Raw genomic sequence first — 26,444 nt, 5'->3', positions numbered from 1 at the left:
ACGATGCCCGCGGCGGGCGCGCGGCCTCAGACGTTCATGTCGATCGGCGGAATGTCGCCGGGCAGCGATGCCGCCCCGTGGCATTCCTCGCACGCCACCATATCCATCCCCACGCCGTAACAGGTCATCGACAGCGACCCCAGCGAGTAGCCGCGCACGATCGGCTTCGCCCCTTCGTTCGCGGCGACGGCCAGCCCCGCCGTATAGAGCAGCGGGATGAAATGATCCGGCGTCGGCACCGCCATGGCATAATCCGGGTGATCGGCCGCCTTCAGCACCTCGCCCGGCGATTCGCCCATGAGGGCCGCCACCGCCTCGTCGAAGCGCTGCGCCCATGCCTCGCCCGCATCGGGCATGTTCCACTGGATGCGGCGGAGGTTGTGCACCACGTTGCCGCTGGCAAGGATCAGCACGCCGGCATCGCGCAACGGCGCCAGCCGCGCGCCGAGATCGAGATGATAGTCCATCGGCTTCAAGGCGTTGATCGAAAGCTGGACGACCGGCACGTCCGCATCCGGGAACAGATGGGCCAGCACGCTCCATGTGCCATGGTCCAGCCCCCACTGGTCCACGTCCGCGCCCACCCAATGGGGCCGGGCGACCGCCGCCACCTCCTCCGCCAGCTCGGGCAGGCCCGGCGCGGGATATTGGAAGGCGAACAGTTCGTCGGGGAAGCCGTAGAAATCGTGGATGGTGCGCGGGCGCGCCATCGCCGTCACGGCCGTCACCCCCACGAACCAGTGGGCCGAAACGCACAGGATCGCGCGCGGACGCGGCAGCGCCCGGCCGATCCGGCGCCAGGCATCGGTATAGTCGTTCTTTTCCAGCGTGTTCATCGGGCTGCCATGGCCGATGAAGATCGCCGGCATCGGTGCGGAGCCGTTCGCCATGCTTATGGCGCCACGCCGATCTGCCGCATCAGGGCGGCATTGTCCCAGAAGAGATATTCCTCGTCCATCGTGCCTTCCTTGTTCCAGCGCCCGAGCGTGGCCATCGGAAGATGATAGCTCTTGCCGGTGGGCTGGATGACCTTGCCGTCCGCCAGCACCATCGGCTTGGTGAAGGTGCCGTCGATATAGCCGATGACGGCGGTCCATTCGCCTTCCGCCGTGCCGAACCGCACCGGATGCTGAGTGATGCGGTTATCGGGCGCGAACGTCCACATGAAGGCCAGTTCCTTGATGTGGTCGGGAATGCCGCTGCTGGTGTGGCCGTCCGGATAATGGACGACGATGTTCCGCGCATGGCTCTTGTGGAGGTCCGCCCATTGCCGGCCGGTATAGACCCGGAAATCCAGATCGTCGAAGTTGCGCAGATTCTTCGCCAGGATTTCCGGCATCTCCGCCATTTCCGGGGCGGCCTGGCCGGCTTTCGTGCCCGGCCAGCGGCCAGGCCCGGCTCCATCCGGGGGCGCCGCGGACACGGGCTGGGCGGCGAGGCCCAGCGCCGCCGTCAGGATCATGGCCGCGCGCATCATGCCGTTCCTCCGCCCTGTTCCAAGGCTCGTCGCCTCACCCGCCGGCCCGCCGGCCGGCATCAGAAATCATAGACCAGCGTGGCGCGCGTGATCGTGTCGGTATGCTTGTCGCCGGCCGGGGGATCGCTTTCATATTGCACGTTGAAGGAGAGCCGGGCCGATAGCGCGCCGATCAGCTGGGCGGTGACCGCCGTCGTCGAAAGGATGCTGCTGCTGCCGCCTTCGATGAAGCCGGTGGTCAGCTGGGTCAGCTTGGTGGTGGGCGTGATGCTCCAGGCGAAATCCGATGCCGCGCGGAAGGCGACGCCATTCTCGTCGCGGTCGACGAACTTGGCCTGGCGCAGCGCCGGGCCGCCTTCCAGGTTCCAGGTGAGGTTGGGCTGGTTGATGACGGTATAGCCCAGGCCCAGCGCCTCGGTGAATCGCGATTTCAGCCCGGCGACGCGGTTGCGTTCCCAGCCGAAGGTGCCGAACAGGTAGAAGCGCTCGCCGAACTTGCGATCGATCTTGTAGCCAGCGGCATAGCGTTCCTGCGTATTGTCGCCGTCGCTGCGCTGCAGATCGGCCAGCGCGGTGATCGCGTGGCGCCAGACGCGGCCTTCCTTGTTGAGCGTGAGGCCCGCCGCGACGGTGACGGTATCGGAATTGCCCGTCGCCTTCGATCCGCCAAGCTCGCCCGATCCCTTCCAGTTATCGAAGAAGCCGGCATGGGCCATCTGCTCCTTCCGGGCCGCTTCCTGCTCCGCCTGGATGGAGGCGACCAGCGCGTCGATCTCGCCCGCGCTGTCGGGATAGGTTTCCTTGGCCACGCCCACCACGGCATCGGCCTTGGCCTTGTCGCCGCTGCGCACCGCTTTTTCGACCATCGCCTTCACCGAAGGCGTCATCGGTTCCGCCAGCGCCGGCGTCGCCAGCACCAGCGGCAGGATCGCAAGATATCCCTTCACGTCGCCGCGCTCCCCTGTTCGAACCCAGCATCAGGGCCGAAACGGCGCGACGCGCCCAGATGTTCCGCATGCGATTCGAAATAGGCTCGGGGGCTGTTCAGGCAGCCGATAGCCTGGCGATGATCCGCTGCTTCATCGGCGCCACCCATTCCGCCTTCAGCCGGGGGGAAAGCAGGCCGGCGGCGTCCAGCTCATCGCACAGCACCATCTGGTGGCCGATGTCGAACATGTCGAACTGGCGGATGAACTTGCCGTCGCCGCCATAGGTGATGAAGGACACGCCCGGCGTCTCATAATGGCTGCCGTCGGGCCGGAGGCCGGGGCCGCGATTCTTCCAGTGGGTGATGATGCTGTCGCCGTTCACCGCATAATCGACGATCGGGAAGCTCCAGCCCGCCCAGCCGGAGCCCACTTCCATGTCGCGGCCATAATGGGTGCGGCGGATCTCCTCCCGCCCGTTGGCGACGACCGGCATCACCCCGCCATATTCGCAGGTGTAGACGCAATCCTGATGATAGAATTCGTCGGCCAGCCAGCTCCAGCTGTTGCGCCGCTCGCATTCCTTGAAGGCCTCGATCAGCCGCTCGATCGTGTCGACCACTTCCTGATGGGGGTGGGCCATGTCGCTCTCCTGCCATTTTGGCGGCGAGCCTAGCGCGGTCGTCCGGGGATGCCGCCTCCCCGGGGAAGGTTGATGGCCGCGATCCGCATCGCGGCCATATCCGTAATTAGAAGTTGATCCGGGTGGTGATGCGGAAATCCCGGCCCGCCAGCGGCGCATAATCCTTCAGGAAGCTGGCGTGCCGCCGGGCGACCACATCGAAGATGTTGTTGGCGGAAAGCACGATGCTGGTGGAATTGGCGCTGCCGAACGGCTTGAACGCCAGCGAGGCGTTGACCATCGTATAGCCTTCCGTCGGCGTTTCGAACTCGGTCACGCGCTTCTGGTCGTCGGTCCACTCCACCTCGACGCGGCCGGTGATGCGTTCGGCCTGCGCCTCGATGCCGCCCAGCACGCGGAGCGGCGGGATGCGGGGCACGGGGCCGTCATGCTTGATCTTCGCGCGGACATAATCGGCCAGCGCGTCGGCCACGATCGTCGTCTGGCCGATATGCGCCAGCGTCGCCGATCCTTCGACCTCGAAGCCGTAATAGCGGGCGTCGCCCTGCGCGAACCGGTAGACGGGCAGATCGTCCTCGATCTCGCCGGTCGCGGTTTCGTAGATGTAATTGTCGAACCAGCTGTGGAAGACGGAGGCGTTGATGCTGTAGCCTTCGCCCTTGCCGCGCAGCGTCGCCTCCAGCCCCCAGCTCTTCTCCTTGCCGAAGGTGGGATCGCCGATCTCGAACGCCTGGGTTCCGGCATGCGGGCCGTTGGCGAACAGCTCGTCGGCCGAAGGCGCGCGTTCCGTGCGCGACAGGTTCAGGCCGACGCGCCAGCCCTGCACGATGTCCACGCCCGCGCCCAGCGAGGCGGAAAGCGCGTCGAAGGTGCGGTGGTAGGCGGGATTGCCTAGGTCCGCATCGGCATCGGCGCTGATCACCGAATGCTCGAAGCGGCCGCCGGCCTCCACCTTCACCGCGCCCAGATCGAATTCCTGGAGGGTGAAGAGGCCATATTGCTGGGTTTCGTTCTTCGGCAGGAATTTCTCCTCGCCGATCACGTTGAAGTCGCGGATCATCATCTGGCCGCCGATCGCGCCGCGCCAGCCGCCGCGTTCCTGCTGCACCAGCTCCAGCCGCCCTTCCCAGCCCTGGCTGTAGAAGGTGGTGCCGACCTCGCCGGTATCCTCGATCTCGCTATGCTGATAATCGGCATAGCCGCCGCGCAGCTTGATCGATTGCAGGAAGCCGCCGCCCGTCTCCACCTCGCCGCGGAAATCGACGCGGGTCTGCTTCACGTCCAGCCGCACCGCCTCCGCCTCGATATCGGGATCCAGCGAATAGCGGATCGGCACGCCGTAGAGGCTGTCATAACGGCTCACCGACACGCCGAAATTGCCGGTATCGGTGATGACGGCCGCGCCGCCCGCCACTTCCCAGGTGCGCGCCGCGCTGTTGGGCAGCTTGCCCTTGAGGTCGGCCAGCTCCGCGATCTCGGGATCGGGGTTCGCCGCCGCCTGCGCGCGCAGCGCCGGCGTCAGGATATGGCCGCCGGTGTCGAGATCGCCGGTCTTGCTGTAGCTGCCGTCGAAATGGACGACGAACTTGTCGCCGATCGGGCTTTCCACCGCGCCGCCCACCGAACGCTCGTTGGCCGCCGTGCCATAGGTGCCGATCGCATCGACGTGGATCGGCTCGTCCGGCACCCGGCGGGGAATGCGGCTGTCGATCACGTTCACCACGCCGCCCACCGCCGATGATCCGAACAGCAGGGCGGAAGGCCCGCGCAGCACCTCGATCCGGTCCGCCGTCAGCGGATTGATGACGACGGCATGGTCGGCCGAGGTGCTCGATACGTCGAAGGTGCCGATGCCGTCGGTCAGCACGCGCACGCGATCGCCCTGGAAGCCGCGCAGGATCGGGCGCGAGGCGTTGGGGCCGAAGGAGGTGGAGGACACGCCCGGCTGGCGGGCCAGCGTCTCACCGATGGTGGGGCGCAGCTCGCGCGTCAGCGTCTCGCCGGAAACCACCGAAGCGCCGCTCAGCAGCGTGCCGACATCGCGCTTGAACGGCGCGGTGACGACGATGTCGCTCGCGGCCTGCGCGTGATAGTCGCCCGGCGCGTTGCGGTCATGCCGTTCCCCGGCCGCGTCGGCATCGCCAGCCGGCGCCGCATCGTTCGTCGCGGGCGCCTCGCCCGCCGCCTCCCCCGCATGGGCCACCCCGGCCCAGAGAAACGCCACACCACATAACAGACCCGCCCGGAGCATTCGCGCCACCCTTTTGTTACGTTATATCAGGGTCGGCGATAGAGCAGATGATACATCATATCAACAGGCATTTGTCGCATTGCGGCACCGCTTTAACGTCCGCGGGCGATCGATATTCGGGATCGGCGCGGCGCGTGCCCCGGAAACCCGCCATCCGGACGGGATGACGGCGTAAGGAATGCCGATGCGGCCGGAAATTCCGCCCGCTTTCTAGAGCAGGGCCTCGATCAGCCCGATCAGCGGGCGGTCGGCCGGCGGCATGTCCAGCCCGTGCATCTCCAGCGGCCGCGCCCATTTCAGCGCGCTCGCCTCCAGCGCCTGCGGCACGCCCCGCCATTTGCGGCAGGCATAGAGGAGGAGCAGCAGATGCCGGTCGCCCAGCGGCTCGCTGGCGAAGGTGGCGGGCGCGAGGCAGGCCGCCTCCACATCGATCCCCAGTTCCTCGCGCAATTCCCGCACCAAAGCCGCCTCCGGGCTTTCCCCCGCTTCCAGCTTGCCGCCCGGAAACTCCCAGAGCCCCGCCATCGCCTTGCCCTCCGGCCGCCGCTGCAGCAGCACCCGCCCATCGCCATCGACAAGGGCCACGGCGACGACGGTCATGATCCGGGAAATCGCAAGATCGGGCTTCGTCATAAGGGCTTTCTTAAGGCTGACATGGCTAAGCTGCCCATGCCGGGAAACGAGTCCGGCGGCTAGAGCCTGATCCTCCGCGCGGGAACCGGAGAGGTCGGATCTGACGGGGAACGGTTCGGATGGGATATTTGCTGCACAGGCTGGCCGGAAACGATCGAGGCGCCACCGCCATAGAATATGGCCTGATCCTCGCTTTCATAGCGATGGCGATGGTCGGCGTGCTCAGCCAGGTCGCCGGAACGACCATCGATATGTGGCAGCACGTAGCGGACAAAGTAACGGATAATAGTTAAGCGAACTTTCAGGTTATTTCTGGATTCGCATTAAATATTTCTCAACCAGCGCAGGGCCAGGATCGTGGGCGTCGGGCCCCGGAAGGCTTCGGCGGGGGAAGACGGAACACTTCCCGGACAATGGAACGACGGAGACCGGATATGCAGTTTTTTCGCAAACTTCTGAAGAACAAGGTCGGCGCCACCGCCATCGAATATGGCCTGATCGCTGCCCTGATCGCCGTTGCCTGCGTGGGCATCATGAGCCAGCTGGGCACCTCGCTCAACGAGACCTTCACTACGGTCAAGACCGAGCTTGATAAGGGCGCTACGCCGGGCGGTTAATAATTAATACGAAAAAATGGGCGGCGGATCATCAGATCCGCCGCCTTTTTCTTATCCCCAGACGATCAGCTTCACCCGCTGCCCCGGTGCCAGCCGGGCGCCGGCGTCCAGGCCGTTGATCGTCAGGAAGCGTTCCTGCTTCAGCGTGTCATAGGCCATGCGCTGGCTCAGGCTCTGCACCGTATCGCCCGCCTTCACCGTCACCACGTCGATCCGGCGGGGGTGGATGGCGGCCGCCTGCGCCGGGCTCAGCCGGCTGAAGCTCTGCACCATCGGCTGGAACGGGCCTAACCCGCGCCCTGCCGGCGCGATCGTCACGAAATGATAGGCGCTGCCATTGCCCATGGAATAAGCGATCACGCCCACGTCCACCTGGCCCTGCTTGGTCTGCGCGCGGGTAACGGCATAAGCGGTATCGACGCCGTTGATCTGCGTCGTCTGCACATTGCCGACGCTCCCCTGCCCGCCGAGCTGCCGATAGACCCCGTCGATATAGGCGGCCAATGATCCGCCGAGCTTGCCGCCGGAAAATTGCGCCTGCCCGCCGCTGCCGCTGATCGACACCGCGTCGCTGCCGTTGGAAAGGGCGAAGCCCTGCGGCACGGTGAAGGCGATGCGCAGGTCGGGGTGGCGGAAGGTCCGCCCGTCCACCACGCCCTGATGCGGATCGTCGCCATAGAGCAGGCCGTCCACCGCGTTCAGGAAAGCATCGCGGTTCCGTATCCGTCCGGTGCCGCCCATCGCCTGTGCCTTCTGCCGGGCGCGGACGACGCGGCCGGCGGGATCGGGGTGGGTGCTCGCCCATTCGGGCAGGTTGCGCGCCTCGCCCCCCTGATCGCGCGCGTCGAGCGTGGTCTGCGCCGCGAGCGAGGCGAGCATGGTGGACGACGCCAGCGTGTCATAGCCGGCCGAATAGAGATAGCGGATGCCGAGATCGTCGGCCTCATATTCCTGCTTGCGCGAATAGCGCAGGGTCATGAGCTGGGCCGCCTGCCCCGCCCCCTGCTGGAGCAGCTGCCCCAGCCCCGAATCGCCGGCGATCGCCCCCAGCCCGAGGCCGAGCAGCGCCCCCAATATGCTGTTGCGCTGCTGCGCTTCCTGCCGCTTGGCCGAATGGCGCGCGGCGACATGCCCCACCTCATGCCCCAGCACGGAAGCCAGCTCCGCCTCGTCGTTCATCAGGCCCACCAACGCGCGGGTGGTGTAGACATAGCCGCCCGGTATCGCGAAGGCGTTGTTCACCGGCGAATTGAGCAGCGTGATCGTGAATTCGGATTGCGAATTGGCCAGCCCCGATTGCACGGCGATCTTGCGGCCCACGCCGGTCACATAATTGGCCGTCGCCCCCGGAAAGGCCCCGCCGAATTCCTGCAGCAACTGGGGATGTGCGGCCGCCCCCGCCTTCTTGTCGGCGGCCGATATGCTCTGCGCCTGCTGCGCCGCGCCATAGCCGGCATAACCCAGCAGGGACGCCGCGACGCCCCATGCCACGATCCGCTTCATTCGCCTCTCCCACGATCGGTCATCGCCCGTTCAACCCGGCGATTTCGGACGGGTTCCGTGCGGATTGTCAACCGATGGTCAGGAATTTCCGGCGGCGTTCGGCCTTCAGCTCGGCCGCGGACTTGCCGGCCAGCGCGTCCAGCTCCTCGCCGATCGCCTGCGCCAGCGCCGCGATCGCCACCGCCGGATCGCGATGGGCGCCACCCACCGGTTCCGGCACGATGCGATCGGCCACGCCCAGCTTTTCCAGATCCTGCGCGGTGATGCGCATGGCATCGGCGGCGTCGGGCGCCTTGTCCGACGTGCGCCACAGGATCGAGGCCGCGCCCTCGGGCGAGATCACCGAATAGATCGCATGTTCGAACATCAGCACGCGGTTCGCGGCCGCCAGCGCCACCGCGCCGCCCGATCCGCCTTCGCCCACCACGGCCGCCACCATCGGCACGCCCAGTTCCAGGCAGGCCTCGGTCGACCGCGCGATCGCTTCCGCCTGGCCGCGCTCCTCCGCCTGGATGCCGGGGAAGGCGCCGGACGTATCGACCAGGCTCACCACCGGCAGGCCGAAGCGGTCGGCCAGCTTCATCAGGCGGATCGCCTTGCGATAGCCCTCGGGCTTCGCCATGCCGAAATTGTGGCGGATGCGGCTGGCGGTATCGTCGCCCTTCTCATGGCCGATCACCACCACGCGGCGCCCGCCGATCCGGCCGAGGCCGCCGATGATGGCGAGATCGTCGGCAAAGGCGCGGTCGCCCGCCAGCGGCACGAAATCGCTGACGAAGCCCGCCAGATAATCCTTCAGGTGCGGCCGTTCCGGGTGGCGCGCCACCTGGGTCTTCTGCCAGGGCGTCAGCCGCGCATAGGTGTCGCGCAGCAGCTTGTCCGATTTCGCCTCCAGCCTCGCGACCTCGGCGGCGATGTCGACCGTGCCGGCCTCGGCCGTCTCGCGCAGATCGGCGATACGGTTCTGCAGTTCGGCAATCGGTTTTTCGAATTCGAGGAAAGCGACCATGCAGCGCGGTTAAGCCCGCTTTGGCAACACGTCAACGAGCGGATGGCGCGCATTGACCAGCTCGACCAGCCGGCGGCTGTCCACATGGGTGTAGATCTGGGTGGTCGCGATGTCGGCATGGCCCAGCATCAGCTGCAGCGCGCGCAGGTCCGCCCCGCCTTCCAGCAGATGGGTGGCGAAGGCGTGGCGCAGCACGTGCGGGCTGATCCGGTCGGGCGGCACGCCCGCGTCCGCCGCCAATATCTTCAGCAGCTGATAAAGGCGGATGCGCGAAAGATGGCTCTTGCCCGAAGGGAACAGCCACGGGCTGTCCACCGGCACCTTCACGCCCCAAGCGGCGACGGCCGCGCGCGCGCGATCGGATATCGGCACCAGCCGCTCGCGCCCGCCCTTGCCCTTCAGGATCAGGAAGGGCTGGTCCGGCCGCAACGCCCGGCGCGGCAGGGAAACCAACTCGGTCGCGCGCAGCCCCGATCCGTAGAGCAGCTCGATGAGCGCCGTCAGCCTGAGGTTGGCGGGCGACGGGTCCGCCGCCTGCCGGCGCTCCAGCTCGGCGAACAGCCGGTCGACATCGCCGCGATCCAGCGTGCGCGGCAGGGCACGGCGCGTCTGCGGGCGCGGCAGGGCGGCGGAAGGATCGTCGGCGCGCATCCCCTCATCCACCAGAAAGGCGAAGAAGCGCCGCAGCGCCGCCGCCTTGCGCGCCGCCGTGGCGGGGGAAAGATCGGCCCACGCCTCCGCCAGCCGGCCCAGCGCGCCCTCGTCGGCCGCCGCCAGCCGCGCCCCCAGCACGGCGGAAGCCCCTTTCAGGTCGGTGCCGTAGGCGATCAGCGTGTTGCGCGCCGATCCCGCCTCGGCCGCCATCATCTCCAGGAAACGGGCGATGGCGCGGCCGTCCTCGCCGGCTTCCAGGCCATCCACCCCTGCTTTCCCCATCAGTGCCTCTCGCGGATCACGCGCGCGTCATCGCCTCCGCCGCCATCATCCGCGCCTCGCCTTCCAGGCCGACCCGGCGGAGCGCGGCCAGCATATGGCTGAAATATTGCGGCGGCACGCCCGCCCAGTCGCGCGTCTGCATGCCGGCGGCGACGAGCAGCGCCACCGTGCCCGCCTGCCCGCGCGCGGCGGCAGTATCGATCGCCCGCGTCCAGGCATCCTGATGGGCAAGGTTCACCCCGGCCTTCTGGCCCAGCCGGGCGGCGTCGGCGGCGGAGACCCGGCCCAGCCCCGCCAGCGCCGCCACCAGCAGCCGCGCCCGGTGCGCGCCCTCGTCCCCCCGGCGGCCGACATAATCCTCCACCCGGCCGGCGCTGGCATCCACCACCGGCGCCGGCGCGCCGACGGCAAGCAGCGCCCAGGCGTCGTCGCCGGCCGATCCGCCCATGCCCTTCACCACCGGCGCCCAGCGTTCGGCCTGGTAGTCGAGGCCCGCCGACAGCATCGATCCGATCAGCGCGGCGGCATCGTTCGCCCATTCCTTGTCGGGCGCGATCCGCGCCGCCGCCCGCGCGGTGAGGATCGCGGCGGCATAGCGATCGCGCGGGCCGGTGGCGCCGCCCCAGAGGGCACGGATCGCCTCCATGCGGGCGGCGGCATCCTCCCCCACATAAGCGGCGCGCAGCCGGCCGGCATCGCTGGCGGCGATCTCCGCCTCGTCGGTCTGCTCGGCGACCGTGCCGTAAAGGTCGACCAGCGCCGCGTTGGAGAAAACCCCCAGCGCCGCCGCCACCCGCGCCGGCGCGATGCGGGTGGGCGCGGCCAGCAGCGGCGCGCGCGCCGCCCAGGCCCGTGCCTGCGGGCCGACCGTGGCGTAGAGCGAATCGGGGATCGGCACGTTGGTCGCCGTCGCCATGCCGAAGCGCCAGCTGGTGAGCTTGCTCACGCCCGTCCATTCGATGGTGACGGCGCGGCGGCCGTTGCTGCCGGCGCCGATCACCTTTTCCGCCAGCAGCGTATCGATGCCGCGCGCGATGCCGCGAGCGCGCGTGCGATCGATCAGCGCGCCGGACACCGCCGAATCGCCGGCCAGCGCCGCGCATATCGCCGTCGCCATCGGCCAGATCGGCTCGCTGCTGCCGCCCGCCGCCCCGGTGAGCGGGCAGAGCGCCGCCGGATCGGCGGTGGCGAGCGCCGTCTGCGCCGCGATCGAAAGCAGGCGGGGATTGAAACGGTCGACATCCACCTTCTGCACCAGCATGCGCGCGCCATCGGCCTCGCCCATGCGCAGCAGCAGCCAGGCGCGCTCCGCCACCCAATCCTGCGGCTGCGCGCCGCGCGGCGCCGGCACGCGCGACAGCAGCGCGCGGCGCAGCACGATCGAGGCCCAGCGCGACGGCATCGGCGCGGCGGTGCGCCGCATCAGGCCGGTGAGCATCCGCCCGCCGGCATCCCCGAACGCATCGCCGCGCATGCCCCAGCGATCGTCGAGCACGCCCACCGTGTCGATCGGCCGGCGGGCGGCGTCGGGCAGCTCCAGCTCGGCCGCCTTCTCCGCATCGGCGGCAAGCTCGGCCGCGCTCTTCTCCTCCGGTGCTGCCGCCTCCGCCGCCATTTCCGGCGGCGGGACCGGCGGCAGCAGATCGGCCGGCGCGCCCGGCGCGGGGGCGGGCGCGGCGGGCCGGCTCGGCGGCGCGGGTTGGGCGGGCTGTGCCGGCGGCGCGGGCGCGGGATCGCCGAAGCCGGGCGGCAACAGCGATTCGGGGGCCTGCTGCCCCATGGCCGGCCAGAGCGCCGGTCCCAGCGCCGCGCCGCCCAGCAGCGCGGCTAGGACCAGCTTATTTCGCGGCAGCTTCATTCAGCATCGCCTTTTCCACGCGCACCGGCGGCACTTCGGTGTCCACCGTCGACAGGAATATGACGCCGCCGACAAGCACGATCAGCAGGACGATGAGGATGATCCCGAAACGCGACATATTCTTCCCTTGATCGCCAATCCTGGACGGCCGCCAGGCAGCCGGCACGCGGCTTTTGCCCGATGCCGCCGCTCTGTGTATAGCCCCCGCGCAATGCCGCATACCCTCCATTCCTCCCACGCCGCGCTCCGCCGGCCGATCGTGCTGGTCGGGCTGATGGGATCGGGCAAATCCACGGTCGGCCGCCGGCTGGCATCCCGCCTGCATCTTCCCTTCGTCGATGCCGATCACGAGATCGAGGTCGCGGCCGGGCTTTCGATCCCCGAAATCTTCGAGCGATTCGGCGAGGCGGAGTTCCGCAGCGGCGAACGCCGGGTGATCCAGCGGCTGATCGACGGATCGCCCAAGGTGGTGGCGACCGGCGGCGGCGCCTTCATGCAGGATGAAACCCGCAAGCTGATTCTCGACAAGGCGACCGCCATCTGGCTGGACGCCGATATCGAGGTGCTGGTCGATCGGGTCGGCCGGCGCGACGGGCGCCCGCTGCTCAAGGATCGCGATCCGCGCGAGGTGCTGAGCGAGCTCGCCGCCATCCGCAATCCGGTCTACGCGCTGGCGCCGATCCGCGTGCGCAGCCAGCCGCTGCCGCACGACGCCACCGTCGATGCCATCATGAGGGCCTTGAAGCTATGAGCCGTGTCGAGGTCGCTCTGGGTGATCGCAGCTATGCGATCGACATCATGGCCGGCGCGCTCGATCGCGCGGGCGATCTGCTCGCCCCCTTCGCGCGGCGCGGCCGCTTCGCCATCGTCACGGACGAGGCCGTGGCGCAGGCGCAGCTCGGCCGGCTCACCGCCAGCCTGGACGCCGCCGGCATCGCCCACGCCGCCATCATCCTCCCTTCGGGCGAGGCGACCAAGAGCTGGGCCAGCCTCGAGCGCGTGACCGACTGGCTGCTCGATCGCGAGGTGGAGCGCAACGACAACATCATCGCGCTGGGCGGCGGCGTGATCGGCGATCTCACCGGCTTCGCCGCCTCGATCCTCAAGCGCGGCTGCGGCTTCGTGCAGGTGCCGACCACGCTTCTGTCGCAGGTCGATTCCTCGGTCGGCGGCAAGACGGCGATCAACGCCCGCGCCGGCAAGAACCTGATCGGCAGCTTCTACCAGCCGGCCTATGTGCTGATCGATCCCGCGACGCTCGATACGCTGCCCGCGCGCGAGGTCCGCGCCGGCTATGCCGAGGTCGTGAAATACGGCCTGATCGACGATGCCGGCTTCTTCGGCTGGTGCGAGGCGAACGCGCCCGCGCTCCTCGCCGGCAACGCCGACGCCCGCGAACATGCCATCCACCGCAGCGTCGCCGCCAAGGCCGCGATCGTCGGCGAGGATGAACGCGAGACCAGCGGCCGCCGTGCGCTCCTCAACCTCGGCCACACCTTCGGCCACGCGCTGGAGGCGGAGACCGGCTTTTCCGATCGCCTGCTGCATGGCGAGGCGGTTGCCGCCGGCATGGCGCTGGCCTTCGCCTTCTCCGCGCGCATGGGGCTGTGCCCGGCGGAGGACGCCGCGCGCGTCGCCGCCCACCTGTCCGCCGTCGGCCTGCCGGCCACGCTGGCCGATGCGGGCGTCGCGGCCTCGGGCCGGGCGCTGGTCGCGCACATGATGCACGACAAGAAGATGGAGGGCGGGCGCCTGCCCTTCCTGCTGGCGCGCGGGATCGGCCGGACCTTCCTGGCGAAGGATGTCGACCTGGCCGAAGTCGCCGCCTTCCTCGACGAGGCGCGCTGAGTTCAGTCGCGCTTCGCGGGGACGAGCCTGTTCCAGCGGGCGTCGAGCGCTGCGGGGCCGGCCTTGTCGGCGCCCGCCCCGCCTTTGATCCGCTTCACCAGCGAAAGCCCGCGCAGCGTCACCTGATGGCCGCTCAGCATCTGGCCGCGTATGGTGTAGCCGATGTCGTAGACGGCGATATCGTCATGCGCCTCGCCATCGACGAGGAAGCGGGTTTCGATCAGCACCGGCAGCCGCTCGTCGCCCCGGCTGTCGTCCGGCAGGCCGGCGCGGTTGCGCGCCTTCTTCAGCCCGGCATCGAACCAGCGCGCCTCGATCCGCGGCTCGCCGGTGGTCTCGACCGGGTCGGCGCCGATCGCGGCCGGAAAGCGGATCGTCTGGCTCTGCACCGATTGGGACGGGGAAACCGGCCGTATCGCCAGCCGGGCGCCCCGATCCTCAGGCGCGGCACCGAGCACGAGCGTCGCCGCCCGCGCCGTCTCGCGCGTGGATTGCGCCGCCTTCTCGACCGCCTCGCCCCGGCGCTGCGACCAATTCAGCCAGAGCGTGAGCGCCGAGATGGCGACCGCCAGCACGGCCAGCACCTCGCCCAGCGTGATCCAGCGGCGGCGGATGGCCGCGGCTTCCTCGGCCCTTTTCTCGCTGGCGCTATCGGCTTCGTTCATGCTTGTCGTTCCGGTGAAAGAAGGGACGGAGGCGGAATATGGGCGTGGACATGGATATCGGCGAGATCGACGGCGCCTGCCATTGCGGCCGCGTCCGCTTCCGCGTGAAATTGACGGACGGGCTGCGCACCGCGCGCCGCTGCACCTGCAGCTATTGCCGGATGCGGGGCGCGGTGGCGGTTTCGGCCGACCTTTCCGGCATCACCATCCTCGCGGGCGAGGATGCGATCGCGACCTACCAGTTCAACACCATGACGGCGAAGCACCATTTCTGCCGCCATTGCGGAATCTACACGCATCATCAACGCCGCTCCAACCCGCAGCAATATGGCGTCAACGTCGCCTGCCTGGAAGGGCTGAGCCCGTTCGATTTCACCGAGGTGCCGGTGCTGGACGGCGTGCATCATCCCAGGGACATGGCGGCATCCGGCCCCCGCCTTGCCGGCTATCTCCGTTTCGAGCCCGCCGGTCAGCCCTGATCGTCCCAGCGCGCGGCCGCCGCCGCGTCGCCCGCGCGCGGCTCCACCCAGGCTTCGCGCCCGTCGGCGAAGCGCTCGCGCTTCCAGAAGGGGGCGGCCGTCTTCAGCCAGTCGATCAGGAAGGCTGAGGCCTCCAGCGCCGGGCCGCGATGCATGGCCGCCGTGCCGACGAACACGATCCGCTCCCCCGGCGCCAGCGGCCCATGGCGGTGGATCAGCGTCAGCCCCAGCAGCGGCCAGCGCCGTTCGGCCTCGACCGCGATGCGCGCCATCGCCTGTGCGGTCATGCCGGGATGATGTTCCAGCAGCAGCTCGACAAGGCCGCCCTCGCCCCGGACGATGCCGGTGAAGCTCGCCACCCCGCCGCCGCCCAGCGCCTCCAGCCGGGCCAGCTCCTCGCCCGGATCGAAGCGCTCGATCTGGACGCGGATGTCCCTCATCCCCCCGTGACCGGGGGAAAGAGCGCGATTTCCCGCGCGCCGGCGATCGGCGCCGCGAAATCCACGAAATCCTGGTCGATCGCCGCGCGCAGCCGATGCGGCTCGGCAAAGGCTGTGGCATGGCCGGGCGAGCGGCCGGAAAGCCAGCCGACGAGATCGCCCAGCGTCGCGACGCCCTCGGGCGGCGTCACCGTTTCGGCGCCGGTGCCGATCGCCTCGCGCACCCAGGCGAAATAGAGCATCTCGATCGCCGCCATGGGCACTAGTCCATATGCTTCAGGCCGACGCGCAGATAATCCCAGCCGGTCAGCAGGGTGAGCGCGGCGGCCATCCACAGGCTGAAGAAGCCGACCCAGGCCACCCACGGCCATTGCGGCACCGCGCCCGCCAGGATCAGCGCGCCCAGCGAGACGAGCTGGAAAGTCGTCTTCCACTTGGCAAGCTGGCTCACCGGCACCGATACGCGCAGGTCCGCCAGGAATTCGCGCAGGCCCGAAACCGCGATCTCGCGCAGCAGGATCACCAGCGCCGCGATCACGGCATAGCCGTCGATATCGCGGGTGAAGACGAGCATCACGATCACCGCCGCCACCATGATCTTGTCGGCGATCGGATCGAGGAACACGCCCAGCTTCGAAACCGTGCCCCGCGCGCGGGCGAGATAGCCGTCGAAATAATCGGTAACGCCCATCAGCACATAGAGGCCGAAGGCCAGCGCATAATCGTACCAGCCCGGCTTCCACAGCAGGAATACCAGGATCGGCACCGCCAGAATGCGCGAAAGCGTAAGGATATTGGGCAAGGTCAGCATGTTTCGGGCATCGTCTTAGCGCGCTTTGCCGGCCTTGGGGAGTGCGATCGGCATGGCGATGCCATGGCGGGCGACAATGCTTGGTCCCGCCCCGCCCATGGGCTATGCAGCGCGACCGATAAGAACAAGGCGAACCACGCTCGGCATGCATGCATCGATAGGGCTTCTAGCCAGAAGGCGGTTCCTGCCGCTGTTCGTCACCCAGTTCCTGGGGGCTTTCAACGACAACCTCTTCAAGACCGCGATGGTGCTGTTCGTCACCTACGAGGTCTATTCGGACCCCCGCGTCGAAGCCTGGTTCAACGCCATCGCCACCGGCCTGTTCATCCTGCCCTTCTTCCTGCTGTCCGCGCTTTCCGGCCAGCTTGCCGACACCCGCGACAAGGCCCGCATCGTGCGACTGGTGAAGACGGCGGAAATCGGCATCATGGCCGTGGGCGCCACCGGCCTGCTGCTGTCGTCCGTGGCGCAAGGCTGGTCGATCGGGCTGATGCTGCTGGCGGTGCTGGCAATGGGTGTCCATTCCACCTTCTTTGGCCCGATAAAATACGCGATCCTGCCCCAGCACCTGAAGGAGGATGAGGTGCTGGGCGGCACCGGGCTGGTCGAGGCCGGCACCTATATCGCCATCCTCGCCGGCACGATCCTGGCGGGTTTCATGAGCCGCAACGAGGGCGCGGTGGCCGTCACCGTCCTCGGCGTCGCGGCGCTGGGCTGGCTTTCCGGCCGGCAGGTGCCGCCGGCCCCGCCGCTGGGCGATACGCCGCCGCTCGATTTTCACATCGTCCGCTCCTCGATCCGGCTGGTATCGGCGACGATGCACATCCCCCGCCTGTTCCTGGCGATCTGCGCGATCAGCTTCTTCTGGGCGATCGGATCGATCCTGGTGGTGATCTTCCCGCCGCTGGTGAAGAATGTGTTCACCGCCGACGAAACCGTCGCCAGCCTGTTCCTCGGCATCTTCTCGGTCGGCGTCGCCATCGGATCGGTGCTCATCAACCGCCTGCTCGGCGCCCATGTCTCCGCCCGCTACGCGCCGGCGGCCGTGATCGCGATGGGCATGGCGGTGCTGTTCATGTTCCACGTCGCCAATGGCTGGCAGGGGCAGCCGGAAGGGCATCTCTACAGCCTCGCCGAATTCACGCACCATCCCGGCGCGATCGAGGTGTTCGCCGCCCTGTTCGGGGTGGCGGTGTGCGGAGGCATGTTCGTGGTGCCGCTCTACGCCTTCCTCACCACCACCGTCGCCAAGGATCAGACGGCGCGCACCGTCGCCGCCAACAATATCGTCAATTCAGGGGCGATGGTGCTGGGATCGCTGGCGATCATGGGGCTGACGGCGATGGGCGTCACCGTCGTCCAGTCGCTGCTGCTGGTCGCCGCCATGTGCCTGGTTTCGGCCTGGATCGCCTGGAAGCTGCACTGCGCCTGCGACTGACGGGGCCGATGCCCGCTCCGGCTCCGGGCGAAAGGCCCTTCAGCCCAGGAAGGTCAGGAAGAACAGGAATCCCGCCGCGAAGGTGATCGCGAACAGCCGCGCATCCTCGGCCTTCCAGCCCGATCCCGCGTCCGCCGGCAAAGCTTCGCCCCGCGCCAGCGGCACGGACGCCGCCGGCTGGACAGCACCGGCGAGGAGCGGGCGAATCCGTCGCCCCGCCCTGCCCGGCGATCGATATGGGGTGCCACGGCCGGCACCGAATCCCGTGCGTGCCTCGATCATATGCAAGGCTTAACGCCTTGGTAACGATTCTGTCGCCTGCGGAATTTGCGGGGCGATGTCCCGTCGCGGGACGGGACATCGCAGCAGCCCGGCCGGCCGTCAGAGCGGCGTGGAGCCGCCGCCCGGTGTCGTCGGCGGTTTCTTCGTCCGCGCCTTGGCGATCGATTTCTTCACCGATTCGACGATCTCGCCCGATGTGGCCGCGATCTTCTTGCGCCCCAGCGTCGCCGCGATGCCGGCGCCGACCGCGACGACCGCGGCCGCAGCACCGATGGCAACGTTGCGCGAGGTGGCCGGCGGCAGCTTGTCCTTCGCCTTGGCGGCGGTGGCCTTCGCCTTGCTCGCCGTGGCCTTGGCGCGGGTGGAGGCCGATTTCGCCAGCGCGCTCACCTCCGCTTCCACCTTGTCGATCGCCGCGCGGGCGCGGGTGGCGGGCTTGGCCGGCGCCGATTTGGCGGCGGCGGCGGACCGGGCCGTCTTTGCCGCAGTCCGGGGCTTGGCGGCCGCCGGGCCCTTGGGTGCCGTGCGCTTGGTCGTCGCCGATTTGGCGGTCGAGCGGGCGGCCCGGCGGCGGACCGGCTTGGCGGGGGCGTCTCCGATCGGGGTATCAGCCATCATCGTCTCCCATCAGACTTCGGGATAACGAACATATGGCGGCGCTTGCGGTTCCGAAACGATAAAGTGCGATCGTTCGGCGGCGTGCTTCAGCCGCGCACCAGCGTCACCTGCGCGACATCGATTCCCCGCCCGCGAAAGCCGCCCTCGCAATACATGAGGTAGTAACGCCACAGCCGCACGAAGGCATCGTCGAACCCCGCCGGCAGCGCGCCGCCCGCCACCGCCCGGTCGAAGCGTTCGCGCCAGCGCCGCAGCGTTTCGGCATAATGCAGGCCGAACCGGTCGATCGCCTGCCAGGCCAGCCCCGCCTTCTCGGCGATGGCGCGGAACCGGCTTTCCGAAAGCAGCAGCCCGCCGGGGAAGATATAGGCCTGGATGAAATCCGCGCCGGTCGCATAATTGGCGAAGATCGCATCGTCGATATCGATGAACTGGATACCGGCGCGGCCGCCCGGCTTCAGCAGCCGCGCGATCGCTTCCAGATAGGCCGGCCAATAGGCCTCGCCCACCGCCTCCACCATCTCGACGCTGGCCACCGCATCGAAGCGGCCCTGGACGTCGCGATAGTCGACCAGCCGGAAATCCACCCGATCGGCGAAGCCCGCGGCGGCGATCCGCGCCTCGGCATAGGCCTTCTGCTCGGCCGAAAGCGTGATGCCCGTCACCCGCGCGCCATAATCGCGCGCGGCGATCTCGGCGAGGCCGCCCCAGCCGCAGCCGATCTCCAGCAGATGATCCCCCGGCTTCAGCATCAGCCGGTCGAGCAGCATCCTGACCTTGCGTTCCTGCGCGGCCTCCAGCGGCTCGTCGGCCGAAATCGGCTCGGCGAAGCGGGCGCTGGAATAGGCCATCGTCCCGTCGAGCCAAGCGGCGTAGAAATCATTGCCGAGATCGTAGTGGAATTCGATGTTGCGCCGCGCGCCGCTGCGATCGTTGCGGCGGAGCGCGTGGCGCAGGCGGTTGACCAGCCGGCCCAGCCCCTGCGCCCGGCCGATCTCGCCCAAAGCCACGCGATTGCGCATGAACAGATCGAACAGCGGCACGGGATCGGGGCTGGTCCATTCGCCTTCCGCCCAGGCGCGATACCAGCCGATCGATCCGCCGGTGATCAGCCGCACCAGCGCGCGCCAGTTCCTCACCTCGACCACGGCGACGGGGCCGTCCGCCCGGCCGCCCAGCAGCCGGCGGGTGCCGTCGGGCAGGGTCGCATCGATCGCGCCCGCCTCCAGCCCGCGATCGACATGGTCCAGCAGCCGGCGGAAGCCGGGCGCCAGCAGCCGCGCCCACAGGCCGCCGCCCGTGGAAAATCCGCGATCGGCCGTCACCAGATGGCGGCCCCGCATGGGTTTTTCGGCGTTCATCCTGTCCTCGAGCCCAGACCCGCATTTGCGCCGAAGTCGATGACGAATGCAATCGGGAGAGAGAGGGCGCGGCCTTTTCCCCCGCGCCTCCGGCCGGGGCCCAAAAAACGGGGAGGAACCGGCGCTTGATGGCGACGCCGGCTCCTCCCCGGTGCGGCGGCGGGATGGCGCCGCCGCCGCAACACCGGTCAGGCGCGCGACACGCTGATCACCGTGCGCTGGGCGAATTCGGTGAGGCCCTCCTTGCCGAATTCCACGCCGAGCCCCGATTGCTTGGCGCCCGCAAAGGGAATGTGCGGGCCGAAATGGGTATGGTGGTTGATCCACACCGTGCCGCTTTCGATCTGGCTGGCGACGGCCACCGCCTTGTCGATGTCCTCGGACCATACCGATCCGCCCAGGCCATATTCGGAGGAATTGGCCCGGCCGATCACGTCGGCGGGGTCGTCATAGGCGATCACCGGCAGGATCGGGGCGAACTGCTCCTCGTCCACCAGCTTCGATCCGTCGCCGATGTCGCGCACCAGCGTCGGCTCGATGAAGTAACCGCCGCCCTCGCGCGCGCGGCCGCCGGCGATCACCCGGCCATCGGCGTGGGCGGCCTCCAGATAGGTCTTGGCCTTCTCATATTGCTGGGCGTTCTGCAGCGGGCCGACGCGGGTGCCCTGCTCCAGCCCGTCGCCCAGCGCGAGCTGCGCCACCTCGCTCGCCAGCGCGTCGCACATCTCCTCATAGATGGAACGGTGGACGTAGAGGCGCTTCAGCGCGATGCAGACCTGGCCGGCGTTGAAGAAGGCGCTGCCCACGGCGCGCTGCGCGGTCTTGGCGATATCGGCGTCGGGAAGGACGATGCCGGCGTCGTTGCCCCCCAGCTCCAGCGTCAGCCGCTTGAGCGAGGATGCCGCCGCCTCCATCACCTTGCGGCCGGTGGGCGTGGAACCGGTGAAGCTGATCTTGGCGACATCGGGGTGCGAGGTCAGCACCGCGCCGAGATCGTTCTTGTCGACCAGCACGTTGACGACGCCGGCGGGGAAGATGTCCTGCGCCAGCTTCCCGATCATCAGCGCGGTGACGGGCGTGGTCGGCGCGGTCTTCCAGATGAAGCTGTTGCCCAGGAGCACGGCGGGCGCGAGCTTGTAGCAGCCGATCAGCAGCGGGAAATTCCACGGCGTGATGCCGGCGACCACGCCCAGCGGACGATAATGGGCCTGGATGTGATAGGCCTCGTCGTCCTGCACCGTCTCCGGCTCCAGCGACTGGGCGGCGAAATGGCGGATGAACACGGCGGCATAGGCGGTTTCGGCCTGGGCCTGCTCCAGCGGCTTGCCCTGCTCCATCACCAGCGTGCGGGCGAGATCGGCGGCGTTCGCGTCGATCGCGTCGGCCAGGCGCACCAGCGCCGCCTGCCGTTCGGCGAGCGGCTTCGCCGCCCAGCCCGGCTGGGCCGCCTTGGCCGCGGCGATCGCGCGCAGCATATCGGCTTCGGACGCGCGGGCGACGCTGGTGAAGGGCTGCCCGGTCGCGGGGTTCACCACCTCCAGCTCCGCCGATCCGTCGGTCAGCGCGCCATCGATCAGCATCTGATATTCGGCCATCTCGTCATCCTCCATGCCGCCGGCTCGGGCCGGCGTTTCCGGGGGAGGCTATGCGATGGGGAGGAGTCGGTCCTAGTCCGTTTGGAGGGGGTGGCCGAAGGACCGGCCATCAGTGCCGGCCGGATCGCCCGTCAAGCTCCGCAAGCCTCTGCGCCAGATCCCGATTCATCGCATGGAGCCGCGCGATCAGCCGGGCATTCTCGATCGCGGTCGCGGCCGATCGCGCCAGCGCCTCCAGCATCGCCACCTCGGTCTTCTTCGGCACGCGGATGCGATCCCAATAGGCGCCCAGCGCGGCGATGGCCGCGGGCGCCCCGATCGGCACCATCACCAGGCTGCGGACGAAGGTCTGCCGATAGGCCTCGATCGGCACGCGGGGATCGGCGGTGATATCGGGGATGACGGCCGTCTGGCGGTGGCGCATCGCCCAGCCGGACACGCAGGTTTCAGCCGGGAAGCGCTGGCCGGCCCAGAGCGGCTCCACCGCATCCTCGGCCACATAGAAGCACTGGTCCCCGTCCTTGAGCACCACGGCGATGCCGTCCGCGCCCACGATGCTGCGCGCCGATCCGCGCAGCATATCGATCACCTCATCGTCCGAACGGGCGCCGGCAAGCTGCTCGATCGTCGAGGCGAGGCTATACCAGCGGTCGTCCTCGTCGGCGAAGCCCGCCGTCCCCTTCATCCGATCGCGGCCATATCCGGGTTGATCGACCACAAGCCCAATATCCCCTGCCCGTTCCGAAGCATAGGACGCGAATCCGCCGTGCCTTGAGCAGAAATACGTTCAAACCGGATCGTTCCGCACATAGCGCCCGGATATGCGATTCTCCGGCGGCGGCATCCGCAAGGATGTCAGGCGGCCGCGGGCAGCCTCAGCCGCGCGAGCAGGCCGCCCAGATCCTCGCTTTCCTCCAGGCTGACGGTGCCGCCGTAAATCTCCACGACATCGCGGACGATGGCGAGGCCCAGGCCCGTGCCCGGCTTGCCGGTGTCCAGCCGCGCGCCGCGATGGAACAGCACCCGCCGATCCGCCTCGGGAATGCCGGGGCCGTCATCCTCGACGATGATCTCGACATAACCGGCGTCGCGCTTCACCTCCACGAACACGCGGCCCTGGCCATATTTGGCGGCATTCTCGATCAGGTTGCCGACGATCTCCTCGAGGTCCTGATGCTCGACATGGACGGCGGCGTCCTTCACGCCGGCCAGATCCACCGTCACATGGCGATGGAGCCGGGCCATGGCGCGTTCCACCGCCTTCAGCGCGGGCCACACCTCGGCCCGGCTCTGCATCTGGCCGCGCCGGCCGACGGCGCGGGCGCGTGCGAGATGGTGGTCCACCTGCCGGCGCATCGTCGTCGCCTCGCGGATCACCGTGTCCTTGAGGTCGGGGCTGCCGGCGGTCGCCTCGTTCATGATGACGGTGAGCGGCGTCTTCAGCGCGTGGGCGAGGTTGCCGGCATGGCGGCGCGCTTCCTCCGCCTGCTTCTCATTATGGGCGAGCAGCGCGTTCAGTTCCTCCACCAGCGGCACGATCTCGTTGGGCACGGCATCGTCCACCAGCGCGATCTGGCCGGCGCGCACGGCGCTGATGCCGCGCCTTATCTTGCGCAGCGGCCAGAGGCCGTAGGTCGCCTGCAGGGCCGACGCGACGATCAGCCCCAGCCCCAGCAGGGCGAAGGACCGCACCAGCGTGCGCCGCAGGGTGGCGATCTGCTCGTCCAGCGCCGCGCGCCCCTGCGCCACCTGGAAGCGCCAGCGCGTGCCCGATCCCGGCAGGCGCACGTCACGTTCCAGCACGCGCAGCGGCTCGTCGGCGAATTCGCGGCTGTCATAGACATGGACCGAATCGTCGCCATGCTGCGCCTTCACCGTCAGCGCCCGATCCCACAGCGATCGCGACCGGAAGGTTTCGAAGCCGCGCCCGCTGATCTGGTAATAAAGGCCCGAATAGGGCTCCAGAAAACGCTGGTCGGCGAGCGGCCGGTTGAAACGCACCTCCCCGTCCGGCCCGATTTCCGACGATGCGATCATCGCCGTCAGCACATATTCGAGCTGCGCATCGAAATTGCGGGTGATGGCGGAGGAAAGCACGCGATCGAGCGCGAGGCCCCCGCCCACCAGCAGCACGAATATCCACGCCGCCGAAATCACGATCATCCGCCGCGTGAGCGATCCGGTGGATCGCGCGGTGGACGGCGGCGGCCGCAGCCGCGCGCGCAGCAGGCGCAGGAAGGCGGGCAGGCGATAAAGCAGCGGCACCGCCTCCGTCGCGGGGGACGGCGGCGGCGCGGCTTCTGGCTCGGGCGGCTGGCTCATCGCCGGCTCAAGGCCGCTGGAGGATGGGCTTTCGCCCATTGGACGGCACCGGCGCGCTCCCCCAGCCGGCCACCCCGCGGCAATATGTTATGGGTGGCCGGATCGGGGCGCCTGAAATGCGCTGAAGGCGAATTTTCCAACGATCTCTCAGGCGTCCGGGTCCTCGAGGCTGTAGCCCAGGCCCCGGATGGTGGTGATCACATCCTGGCCCAGCTTCTTGCGGATGCGGGTGACGAACACCTCGATCGTGTTCGAATCGCGATCGAAATCCTGGTCGTAGATATGCTCGATCAGCTCGGTGCGGCTCACCACCTTGCCCTTGTGGTGCATCAGGTAGCTCAGCAGCTTATATTCCTGCGCGGTCATCTTCACCGGCTCGCCGGCCAGCGTGACCTTGCCCGATCGCGTGTCGAGCCGCACGTCGCCCGCCACCAGCTCGGACGAAGCATTGCCCGAGGCGCGGCGGATCAGCGCGCGCAGCCGGGCGATCAGCTCCTCCGTCTGGAAGGGCTTGGCGAGATAGTCGTCGGCGCCGGCATCGAGGCCCGCCACCTTGTCCGACCAGCTGTCCCGCGCCGTCAGCACCAGCACGGGGGTTTCCTTGCCCTCCTTGCGCCACCTGTCGAGCACGGTCAGCCCGTCGAGCTTGGGCAGGCCCAGATCGAGGATGATCGCATCGTAATTTTCGGTGGAGCCCAGGAAGTGGCCGTCCTCGCCATCGGTGGCCAGATCGACGGCATAGCCCGCTCCTTCGAGCGTGGCGCGAAGCTGGCGGCCGAGATTCGGCTCGTCCTCGACAATCAGTACGCGCATATTTCAGTCATTCTCCCGAACGGCGAAGGATCTGGCCGGTGCGTCCGTCCACGTCGATCCATATCACGGAACCGTTCCGCATGAACTTCATGCGATACATGTTCGATCCTGCATCATATTCGGGTCGGCCGAGATAATCGCCCCTGATCTGCGGCAGCACGCGGCGCTCCAGCATCGGCAACGGCTGGCTGCGGCCGCTGCGCACGGCTTCGAACGCGGCATCCTGATCGCGGCGGCCGGCCTCCGCCGGCGCGGCGATCGCGCTGACGGCAAGGGTGCCCGCCAAGCAGGGCAGAACTAAAGTCTTCATCGGCATGGGCTTGTGGCATAGGGCCTCCGCCTTGAATAGGTCATGAATGCCACAGCCTTGCGCCAATCGTCGCGCGAAAGGCGCGGAAAACGGCCATCCCGGCCTGAACAGCCGCGCGGCCCGCCCCTTCAGGCGTAAAGATCCACCACCTCGGCATCGGGCGCCACGGCGGCCAGCAGCAGGCTGCGATGGCAGGCGGCGGGATCGCGCTCGAAACAGAGGAGGGCGCTCGGCGCCTCCCCGGCCAGCTCGATCATCCGCGCCGCCGCGACGATCGCGTCCGGCTGCGCGAGCTGCCCGGCATAGACGGATTCGAGGCCGGCCCTATCCCCCTTGCGCGCCGCCTCGCGCCCGGCCGGCGGCGTGCCGAGCGGCTTCAGGTGGACATAATCGATGCCGGCCTCCTTCAGCCCCGCCGCCAGCACGGTCTTGGAGAAGCCGGGCTTGCGGGACAGCGGCACGGCGCGCACGTCGATCACCCGCTTCACGCCCGCATCGCGCAGCGCGGCGATGAAGTCCGCCTGGGTCGCGCCTTCATAGCCGATGGTGAAGATCCGCATCAGGCGGCCGCCCCGCCCAGTTCCGGCGGCATCCGCGCGCCGGCGCAGCGCAGCCACCATTCGGCCGCGAGCAGGTGGGGCACCCAGCACAGCCAGGCGACGATGCGATAGGCCGGCACGAAATCGCCGAACGCCATGATCAGCAGCGGCAGCTCGATACGGAGCGTCACGGCGGCGAAGATCAGGGCATAGCTGCGGATCATCCAGCGGCGATGCGCGGCGACCCGGCGGGACCGGATGGCGATCCAGCCAGCGGCGGTCGTCAGCATCGTCAGCACCGCGAGCAGGCCGAAGCCGGTGGCCGCGATCGGCCCCGTATCGGCATAAGGCGCCAGGTAGAGGCCCGCCGCGCCGCCAAGGATCGCGGCGGTGGCATAAGCCCGCCCCAGCCAGCGGTGCAGCCCATAGCTTGCCGATCGGATCGCGGGATTGAGCTGGATGAAGCCCACGCCCAGCGCCACCGCGCCGAAACCGGCATGGACGTAGATCGCCCAGGGGTGCCGGAGGAAGCTATCCCGCAGGCCCGCCGCGAAGGCGGGCGGCCCGACGATCGGATAGCGCGCGGCATAGGCCGACACCCCCAGCGCCAGCAGGCCGGCGATCGCGAAGCCGGCCCAGCCCGATCGGCTCAGGCCGGCGCGTGGCATACCGCCTCGATATTATGGCCGTCAGGATCGAGCGCGAAGGCGCCGTAATAATCGGCATGATAATGCGGCCGCAGGCCGGGCGCGCCATTGTCCCTGCCGCCGGCGGCGATCGCGGCGGCGTGGAAGGCATCGACGGCGGCGCGATCGGGCACCGCGAAGGCGACATGCACCTCGCCCCCTGCCGGGGCATCGCCATATATCCAGAAGAAGGGCTTGCCTTCGCGGCCATAGCCCAGCGCGCTGCCGGGCGTGCCCTTCATCTCGGGCGTTATCTCCATGACGAGGGCGATGCCGAGCGGCGCGAGCGCCGCCGCATAGAAGGCCCGCGACCGGGCGATGTCCGTTGCCGTCAAGCCGATATGGTCGATCAAGCTCCCGCTCCCACTCGCTTCCGTGCGCTTA

At 68.7% G+C, this 26,444-nt stretch carries 32 protein-coding genes; 6 read left to right on the top strand and 26 right to left on the bottom strand.

Translation table 11 applies throughout. The annotated features are described in order from the left end of the window. Positions 1-26: 26 nt before the first annotated feature. The 6 genes from ygiD to G432_RS14065 all read right to left on the bottom strand — a co-directional run bounded on the left by ygiD (position 27) and on the right by G432_RS14065 (position 5,930). On the bottom strand, positions 27-890 hold the full coding sequence (ygiD, locus tag G432_RS14090) for a 4,5-DOPA dioxygenase extradiol (RefSeq protein WP_202192011.1): 864 nt from the start codon (positions 888-890) through the stop codon (positions 27-29). Between the two features lie 2 nt (positions 891-892). Further along, positions 893-1,477 carry an ester cyclase gene (locus G432_RS14085; protein WP_015459490.1) on the bottom strand — a complete coding sequence of 195 codons (585 nt, stop codon included), beginning with the start codon at positions 1,475-1,477 and terminating at the stop codon, positions 893-895. A gap of 59 nt (positions 1,478-1,536) precedes the next feature. Beyond that, a complete protein-coding gene (locus tag G432_RS14080) occupies positions 1,537-2,424 on the bottom strand; it encodes a DUF481 domain-containing protein (protein ID WP_015459489.1) in 888 nt (295 codons plus the stop codon). Positions 2,425-2,521: 97 nt separating this feature from the next. Next, positions 2,522-3,046: a nuclear transport factor 2 family protein gene (locus G432_RS14075; RefSeq protein ID WP_015459488.1), complete on the bottom strand. Its 525-nt coding sequence runs from the start codon at positions 3,044-3,046 to the stop codon at positions 2,522-2,524. Between the two features lie 106 nt (positions 3,047-3,152). Continuing rightward, complete coding sequence (locus G432_RS14070; RefSeq protein WP_084673665.1) at positions 3,153-5,297, bottom strand: TonB-dependent receptor; 2,145 nt, start codon at positions 5,295-5,297, stop codon at positions 3,153-3,155. 210 nt (positions 5,298-5,507) lie between these two features. Beyond that, positions 5,508-5,930, bottom strand: coding sequence for a (deoxy)nucleoside triphosphate pyrophosphohydrolase (locus tag G432_RS14065; protein ID WP_015459486.1), 423 nt, complete (start codon positions 5,928-5,930; stop codon positions 5,508-5,510). Between the two features lie 119 nt (positions 5,931-6,049). On the opposite strand from G432_RS14065, the gene G432_RS14060 reads away from it, so the two are divergent. Together G432_RS14060 and G432_RS14055 are read left to right on the top strand one after the other, a co-directional pair. Further along, positions 6,050-6,223 (top strand): Flp family type IVb pilin, encoded by a 174-nt coding sequence (locus G432_RS14060; protein WP_015459485.1) that lies wholly within the window; start codon positions 6,050-6,052, stop codon positions 6,221-6,223. 141 nt (positions 6,224-6,364) lie between these two features. Further along, a complete protein-coding gene (locus G432_RS14055) occupies positions 6,365-6,547 on the top strand; it encodes a Flp family type IVb pilin (protein WP_015459484.1) in 183 nt (60 codons plus the stop codon). Positions 6,548-6,598: 51 nt separating this feature from the next. On the opposite strand, the gene G432_RS14050 is transcribed toward G432_RS14055, so the two are convergent. The 5 genes from G432_RS14050 to G432_RS23760 form a co-directional block, all read right to left on the bottom strand. Beyond that, positions 6,599-8,050, bottom strand: a complete 1,452-nt coding sequence (locus G432_RS14050) for a M48 family metalloprotease (protein WP_015459483.1) — start codon at positions 8,048-8,050, stop codon at positions 6,599-6,601. 67 nt (positions 8,051-8,117) lie between these two features. Continuing rightward, a complete protein-coding gene (locus G432_RS14045) occupies positions 8,118-9,059 on the bottom strand; it encodes an acetyl-CoA carboxylase carboxyltransferase subunit alpha (RefSeq protein WP_015459482.1) in 942 nt (313 codons plus the stop codon). 9 nt (positions 9,060-9,068) lie between these two features. Beyond that, positions 9,069-9,995, bottom strand: a complete 927-nt coding sequence (locus G432_RS14040; RefSeq protein ID WP_051128747.1) for a tyrosine-type recombinase/integrase — start codon at positions 9,993-9,995, stop codon at positions 9,069-9,071. Positions 9,996-10,011: 16 nt separating this feature from the next. Continuing rightward, positions 10,012-11,853 carry a hypothetical protein gene (locus G432_RS14035; RefSeq protein ID WP_015459480.1) on the bottom strand — a complete coding sequence of 614 codons (1,842 nt, stop codon included), beginning with the start codon at positions 11,851-11,853 and terminating at the stop codon, positions 10,012-10,014. Then, positions 11,834-11,971, bottom strand: a complete 138-nt coding sequence (locus tag G432_RS23760) for a hypothetical protein (protein ID WP_015459479.1) — start codon at positions 11,969-11,971, stop codon at positions 11,834-11,836. Before G432_RS23760 ends, G432_RS14035 begins: the two co-directional genes overlap by 20 nt. A 93-nt stretch (positions 11,972-12,064) precedes the next feature. Here G432_RS23760 and G432_RS14030 point away from each other — a divergent pair, with 93 nt between their 5' ends. Both G432_RS14030 and aroB read left to right on the top strand, forming a co-directional pair. Beyond that, positions 12,065-12,604, top strand: a complete 540-nt coding sequence (locus G432_RS14030; protein WP_015459478.1) for a shikimate kinase — start codon at positions 12,065-12,067, stop codon at positions 12,602-12,604. Beyond that, complete coding sequence (aroB, locus tag G432_RS14025; protein WP_015459477.1) at positions 12,601-13,701, top strand: 3-dehydroquinate synthase; 1,101 nt, start codon at positions 12,601-12,603, stop codon at positions 13,699-13,701. Before G432_RS14030 ends, aroB begins: the two co-directional genes overlap by 4 nt. A 2-nt stretch (positions 13,702-13,703) precedes the next feature. Here aroB and G432_RS14020 read toward each other — a convergent pair whose 3' ends face one another. After that, entirely contained in the window at positions 13,704-14,366 is a 663-nt protein-coding gene (locus tag G432_RS14020) for a hypothetical protein (RefSeq protein ID WP_015459476.1), read from the bottom strand. 38 nt (positions 14,367-14,404) lie between these two features. Here G432_RS14020 and G432_RS14015 point away from each other — a divergent pair, with 38 nt between their 5' ends. Then, a complete protein-coding gene (locus G432_RS14015) occupies positions 14,405-14,845 on the top strand; it encodes a GFA family protein (protein ID WP_015459475.1) in 441 nt (146 codons plus the stop codon). On the opposite strand, the gene G432_RS14010 is transcribed toward G432_RS14015, so the two are convergent. From G432_RS14010 to pgsA, 3 genes are read right to left on the bottom strand one after another with little or no spacing between them, the layout of a single operon-like run. After that, on the bottom strand, positions 14,836-15,285 hold the full coding sequence (locus G432_RS14010; RefSeq protein ID WP_015459474.1) for a molybdenum cofactor biosynthesis protein MoaE: 450 nt from the start codon (positions 15,283-15,285) through the stop codon (positions 14,836-14,838). The genes G432_RS14015 and G432_RS14010 overlap by 10 nt on opposite strands. Continuing rightward, positions 15,282-15,542, bottom strand: a complete 261-nt coding sequence (gene moaD / locus G432_RS14005; protein ID WP_015459473.1) for a molybdopterin converting factor subunit 1 — start codon at positions 15,540-15,542, stop codon at positions 15,282-15,284. The genes G432_RS14010 and moaD overlap by 4 nt, the downstream gene beginning before the upstream one ends. Before the next feature lie 5 nt (positions 15,543-15,547). Continuing rightward, positions 15,548-16,096, bottom strand: a complete 549-nt coding sequence (gene pgsA / locus G432_RS14000; RefSeq protein ID WP_015459472.1) for a CDP-diacylglycerol--glycerol-3-phosphate 3-phosphatidyltransferase — start codon at positions 16,094-16,096, stop codon at positions 15,548-15,550. A 145-nt stretch (positions 16,097-16,241) separates the two neighbouring features. On the opposite strand from pgsA, the gene G432_RS13995 reads away from it, so the two are divergent. Continuing rightward, positions 16,242-17,534: an MFS transporter gene (locus G432_RS13995; RefSeq protein WP_015459471.1), complete on the top strand. Its 1,293-nt coding sequence runs from the start codon at positions 16,242-16,244 to the stop codon at positions 17,532-17,534. Between the two features lie 39 nt (positions 17,535-17,573). On the opposite strand, the gene G432_RS13990 is transcribed toward G432_RS13995, so the two are convergent. The 11 genes from G432_RS13990 to G432_RS13940 all read right to left on the bottom strand — a co-directional run bounded on the left by G432_RS13990 (position 17,574) and on the right by G432_RS13940 (position 26,413). Beyond that, entirely contained in the window at positions 17,574-17,816 is a 243-nt protein-coding gene (locus tag G432_RS13990; RefSeq protein WP_041864930.1) for a hypothetical protein, read from the bottom strand. Between the two features lie 99 nt (positions 17,817-17,915). Further along, complete coding sequence (locus G432_RS23755) at positions 17,916-18,431, bottom strand: hypothetical protein (protein ID WP_015459469.1); 516 nt, start codon at positions 18,429-18,431, stop codon at positions 17,916-17,918. A gap of 89 nt (positions 18,432-18,520) precedes the next feature. Beyond that, positions 18,521-19,795 carry an SAM-dependent methyltransferase gene (locus tag G432_RS13980; RefSeq protein ID WP_015459468.1) on the bottom strand — a complete coding sequence of 425 codons (1,275 nt, stop codon included), beginning with the start codon at positions 19,793-19,795 and terminating at the stop codon, positions 18,521-18,523. Positions 19,796-19,983: 188 nt separating this feature from the next. Then, positions 19,984-21,390, bottom strand: a complete 1,407-nt coding sequence (locus G432_RS13975) for an aldehyde dehydrogenase family protein (RefSeq protein ID WP_041865426.1) — start codon at positions 21,388-21,390, stop codon at positions 19,984-19,986. Positions 21,391-21,499: 109 nt separating this feature from the next. Next, complete coding sequence (locus tag G432_RS13970; protein WP_236626783.1) at positions 21,500-22,108, bottom strand: GAF domain-containing protein; 609 nt, start codon at positions 22,106-22,108, stop codon at positions 21,500-21,502. Between the two features lie 137 nt (positions 22,109-22,245). Further along, on the bottom strand, positions 22,246-23,553 hold the full coding sequence (locus G432_RS13965; RefSeq protein WP_015459465.1) for a sensor histidine kinase: 1,308 nt from the start codon (positions 23,551-23,553) through the stop codon (positions 22,246-22,248). Between the two features lie 306 nt (positions 23,554-23,859). After that, positions 23,860-24,525 (bottom strand): response regulator transcription factor, encoded by a 666-nt coding sequence (locus G432_RS13960; protein ID WP_015459464.1) that lies wholly within the window; start codon positions 24,523-24,525, stop codon positions 23,860-23,862. A 7-nt stretch (positions 24,526-24,532) separates the two neighbouring features. Beyond that, complete coding sequence (locus G432_RS13955) at positions 24,533-24,835, bottom strand: hypothetical protein (protein WP_236626782.1); 303 nt, start codon at positions 24,833-24,835, stop codon at positions 24,533-24,535. A 128-nt stretch (positions 24,836-24,963) separates the two neighbouring features. Next, positions 24,964-25,395 carry a DUF488 domain-containing protein gene (locus G432_RS13950; RefSeq protein ID WP_015459462.1) on the bottom strand — a complete coding sequence of 144 codons (432 nt, stop codon included), beginning with the start codon at positions 25,393-25,395 and terminating at the stop codon, positions 24,964-24,966. Continuing rightward, positions 25,395-26,042 (bottom strand): DUF2306 domain-containing protein, encoded by a 648-nt coding sequence (locus G432_RS13945; RefSeq protein ID WP_015459461.1) that lies wholly within the window; start codon positions 26,040-26,042, stop codon positions 25,395-25,397. Before G432_RS13945 ends, G432_RS13950 begins: the two co-directional genes overlap by 1 nt. Next, positions 26,024-26,413 (bottom strand): VOC family protein, encoded by a 390-nt coding sequence (locus G432_RS13940; RefSeq protein ID WP_015459460.1) that lies wholly within the window; start codon positions 26,411-26,413, stop codon positions 26,024-26,026. Before G432_RS13940 ends, G432_RS13945 begins: the two co-directional genes overlap by 19 nt. Positions 26,414-26,444 lie beyond the last annotated feature (31 nt).

This window comes from Sphingomonas sp. MM-1 (genome assembly GCF_000347675.2).
Lineage (GTDB): Bacteria > Pseudomonadota > Alphaproteobacteria > Sphingomonadales > Sphingomonadaceae > Sphingomonas_E > Sphingomonas_E fennica.
This window is presented reverse-complemented; position numbering and strand designations above follow the sequence as displayed.

What these genes read in the sequence shown, in the direction of transcription:
- G432_RS13955 (WP_236626782.1), bottom strand. Translation starts at nt 24,835, where the DNA reads ATGAAGACTTTAGTTCTGCCCTGCTTGGCGGGCACCCTTGCCGTCAGC.
- G432_RS14035 (WP_015459480.1), bottom strand. Translation starts at nt 11,853, where the DNA reads ATGAAGCTGCCGCGAAATAAGCTGGTCCTAGCCGCGCTGCTGGGCGGC.
- G432_RS13980 (WP_015459468.1), bottom strand. Translation starts at nt 19,795, where the DNA reads ATGAACGCCGAAAAACCCATGCGGGGCCGCCATCTGGTGACGGCCGAT.
- G432_RS23760 (WP_015459479.1), bottom strand. Translation starts at nt 11,971, where the DNA reads ATGTCGCGTTTCGGGATCATCCTCATCGTCCTGCTGATCGTGCTTGTC.
- G432_RS13950 (WP_015459462.1), bottom strand. Translation starts at nt 25,395, where the DNA reads ATGCGGATCTTCACCATCGGCTATGAAGGCGCGACCCAGGCGGACTTC.
- G432_RS14010 (WP_015459474.1), bottom strand. Translation starts at nt 15,285, where the DNA reads ATGAGGGACATCCGCGTCCAGATCGAGCGCTTCGATCCGGGCGAGGAG.
- G432_RS14060 (WP_015459485.1), top strand. Translation starts at nt 6,050, where the DNA reads ATGGGATATTTGCTGCACAGGCTGGCCGGAAACGATCGAGGCGCCACC.
- moaD (WP_015459473.1), bottom strand. Translation starts at nt 15,542, where the DNA reads ATGGCGGCGATCGAGATGCTCTATTTCGCCTGGGTGCGCGAGGCGATC.
- G432_RS14045 (WP_015459482.1), bottom strand. Translation starts at nt 9,059, where the DNA reads ATGGTCGCTTTCCTCGAATTCGAAAAACCGATTGCCGAACTGCAGAAC.
- aroB (WP_015459477.1), top strand. Translation starts at nt 12,601, where the DNA reads ATGAGCCGTGTCGAGGTCGCTCTGGGTGATCGCAGCTATGCGATCGAC.
- G432_RS14030 (WP_015459478.1), top strand. Translation starts at nt 12,065, where the DNA reads ATGCCGCATACCCTCCATTCCTCCCACGCCGCGCTCCGCCGGCCGATC.
- G432_RS14065 (WP_015459486.1), bottom strand. Translation starts at nt 5,930, where the DNA reads ATGACGAAGCCCGATCTTGCGATTTCCCGGATCATGACCGTCGTCGCC.
- G432_RS14050 (WP_015459483.1), bottom strand. Translation starts at nt 8,050, where the DNA reads ATGAAGCGGATCGTGGCATGGGGCGTCGCGGCGTCCCTGCTGGGTTAT.
- G432_RS14015 (WP_015459475.1), top strand. Translation starts at nt 14,405, where the DNA reads ATGGGCGTGGACATGGATATCGGCGAGATCGACGGCGCCTGCCATTGC.
- G432_RS13990 (WP_041864930.1), bottom strand. Translation starts at nt 17,816, where the DNA reads ATGATCGAGGCACGCACGGGATTCGGTGCCGGCCGTGGCACCCCATAT.
- G432_RS23755 (WP_015459469.1), bottom strand. Translation starts at nt 18,431, where the DNA reads ATGGCTGATACCCCGATCGGAGACGCCCCCGCCAAGCCGGTCCGCCGC.
- ygiD (WP_202192011.1), bottom strand. Translation starts at nt 890, where the DNA reads ATGGCGAACGGCTCCGCACCGATGCCGGCGATCTTCATCGGCCATGGC.
- G432_RS13995 (WP_015459471.1), top strand. Translation starts at nt 16,242, where the DNA reads ATGCATGCATCGATAGGGCTTCTAGCCAGAAGGCGGTTCCTGCCGCTG.
- pgsA (WP_015459472.1), bottom strand. Translation starts at nt 16,096, where the DNA reads ATGCTGACCTTGCCCAATATCCTTACGCTTTCGCGCATTCTGGCGGTG.
- G432_RS14055 (WP_015459484.1), top strand. Translation starts at nt 6,365, where the DNA reads ATGCAGTTTTTTCGCAAACTTCTGAAGAACAAGGTCGGCGCCACCGCC.
- G432_RS14075 (WP_015459488.1), bottom strand. Translation starts at nt 3,046, where the DNA reads ATGGCCCACCCCCATCAGGAAGTGGTCGACACGATCGAGCGGCTGATC.
- G432_RS13945 (WP_015459461.1), bottom strand. Translation starts at nt 26,042, where the DNA reads ATGCCACGCGCCGGCCTGAGCCGATCGGGCTGGGCCGGCTTCGCGATC.
- G432_RS14020 (WP_015459476.1), bottom strand. Translation starts at nt 14,366, where the DNA reads ATGAACGAAGCCGATAGCGCCAGCGAGAAAAGGGCCGAGGAAGCCGCG.
- G432_RS14085 (WP_015459490.1), bottom strand. Translation starts at nt 1,477, where the DNA reads ATGATGCGCGCGGCCATGATCCTGACGGCGGCGCTGGGCCTCGCCGCC.
- G432_RS13975 (WP_041865426.1), bottom strand. Translation starts at nt 21,390, where the DNA reads ATGGCCGAATATCAGATGCTGATCGATGGCGCGCTGACCGACGGATCG.
- G432_RS13965 (WP_015459465.1), bottom strand. Translation starts at nt 23,553, where the DNA reads ATGATCGTGATTTCGGCGGCGTGGATATTCGTGCTGCTGGTGGGCGGG.
- G432_RS14070 (WP_084673665.1), bottom strand. Translation starts at nt 5,297, where the DNA reads ATGCTCCGGGCGGGTCTGTTATGTGGTGTGGCGTTTCTCTGGGCCGGG.
- G432_RS14040 (WP_051128747.1), bottom strand. Translation starts at nt 9,995, where the DNA reads ATGGGGAAAGCAGGGGTGGATGGCCTGGAAGCCGGCGAGGACGGCCGC.
- G432_RS13960 (WP_015459464.1), bottom strand. Translation starts at nt 24,525, where the DNA reads ATGCGCGTACTGATTGTCGAGGACGAGCCGAATCTCGGCCGCCAGCTT.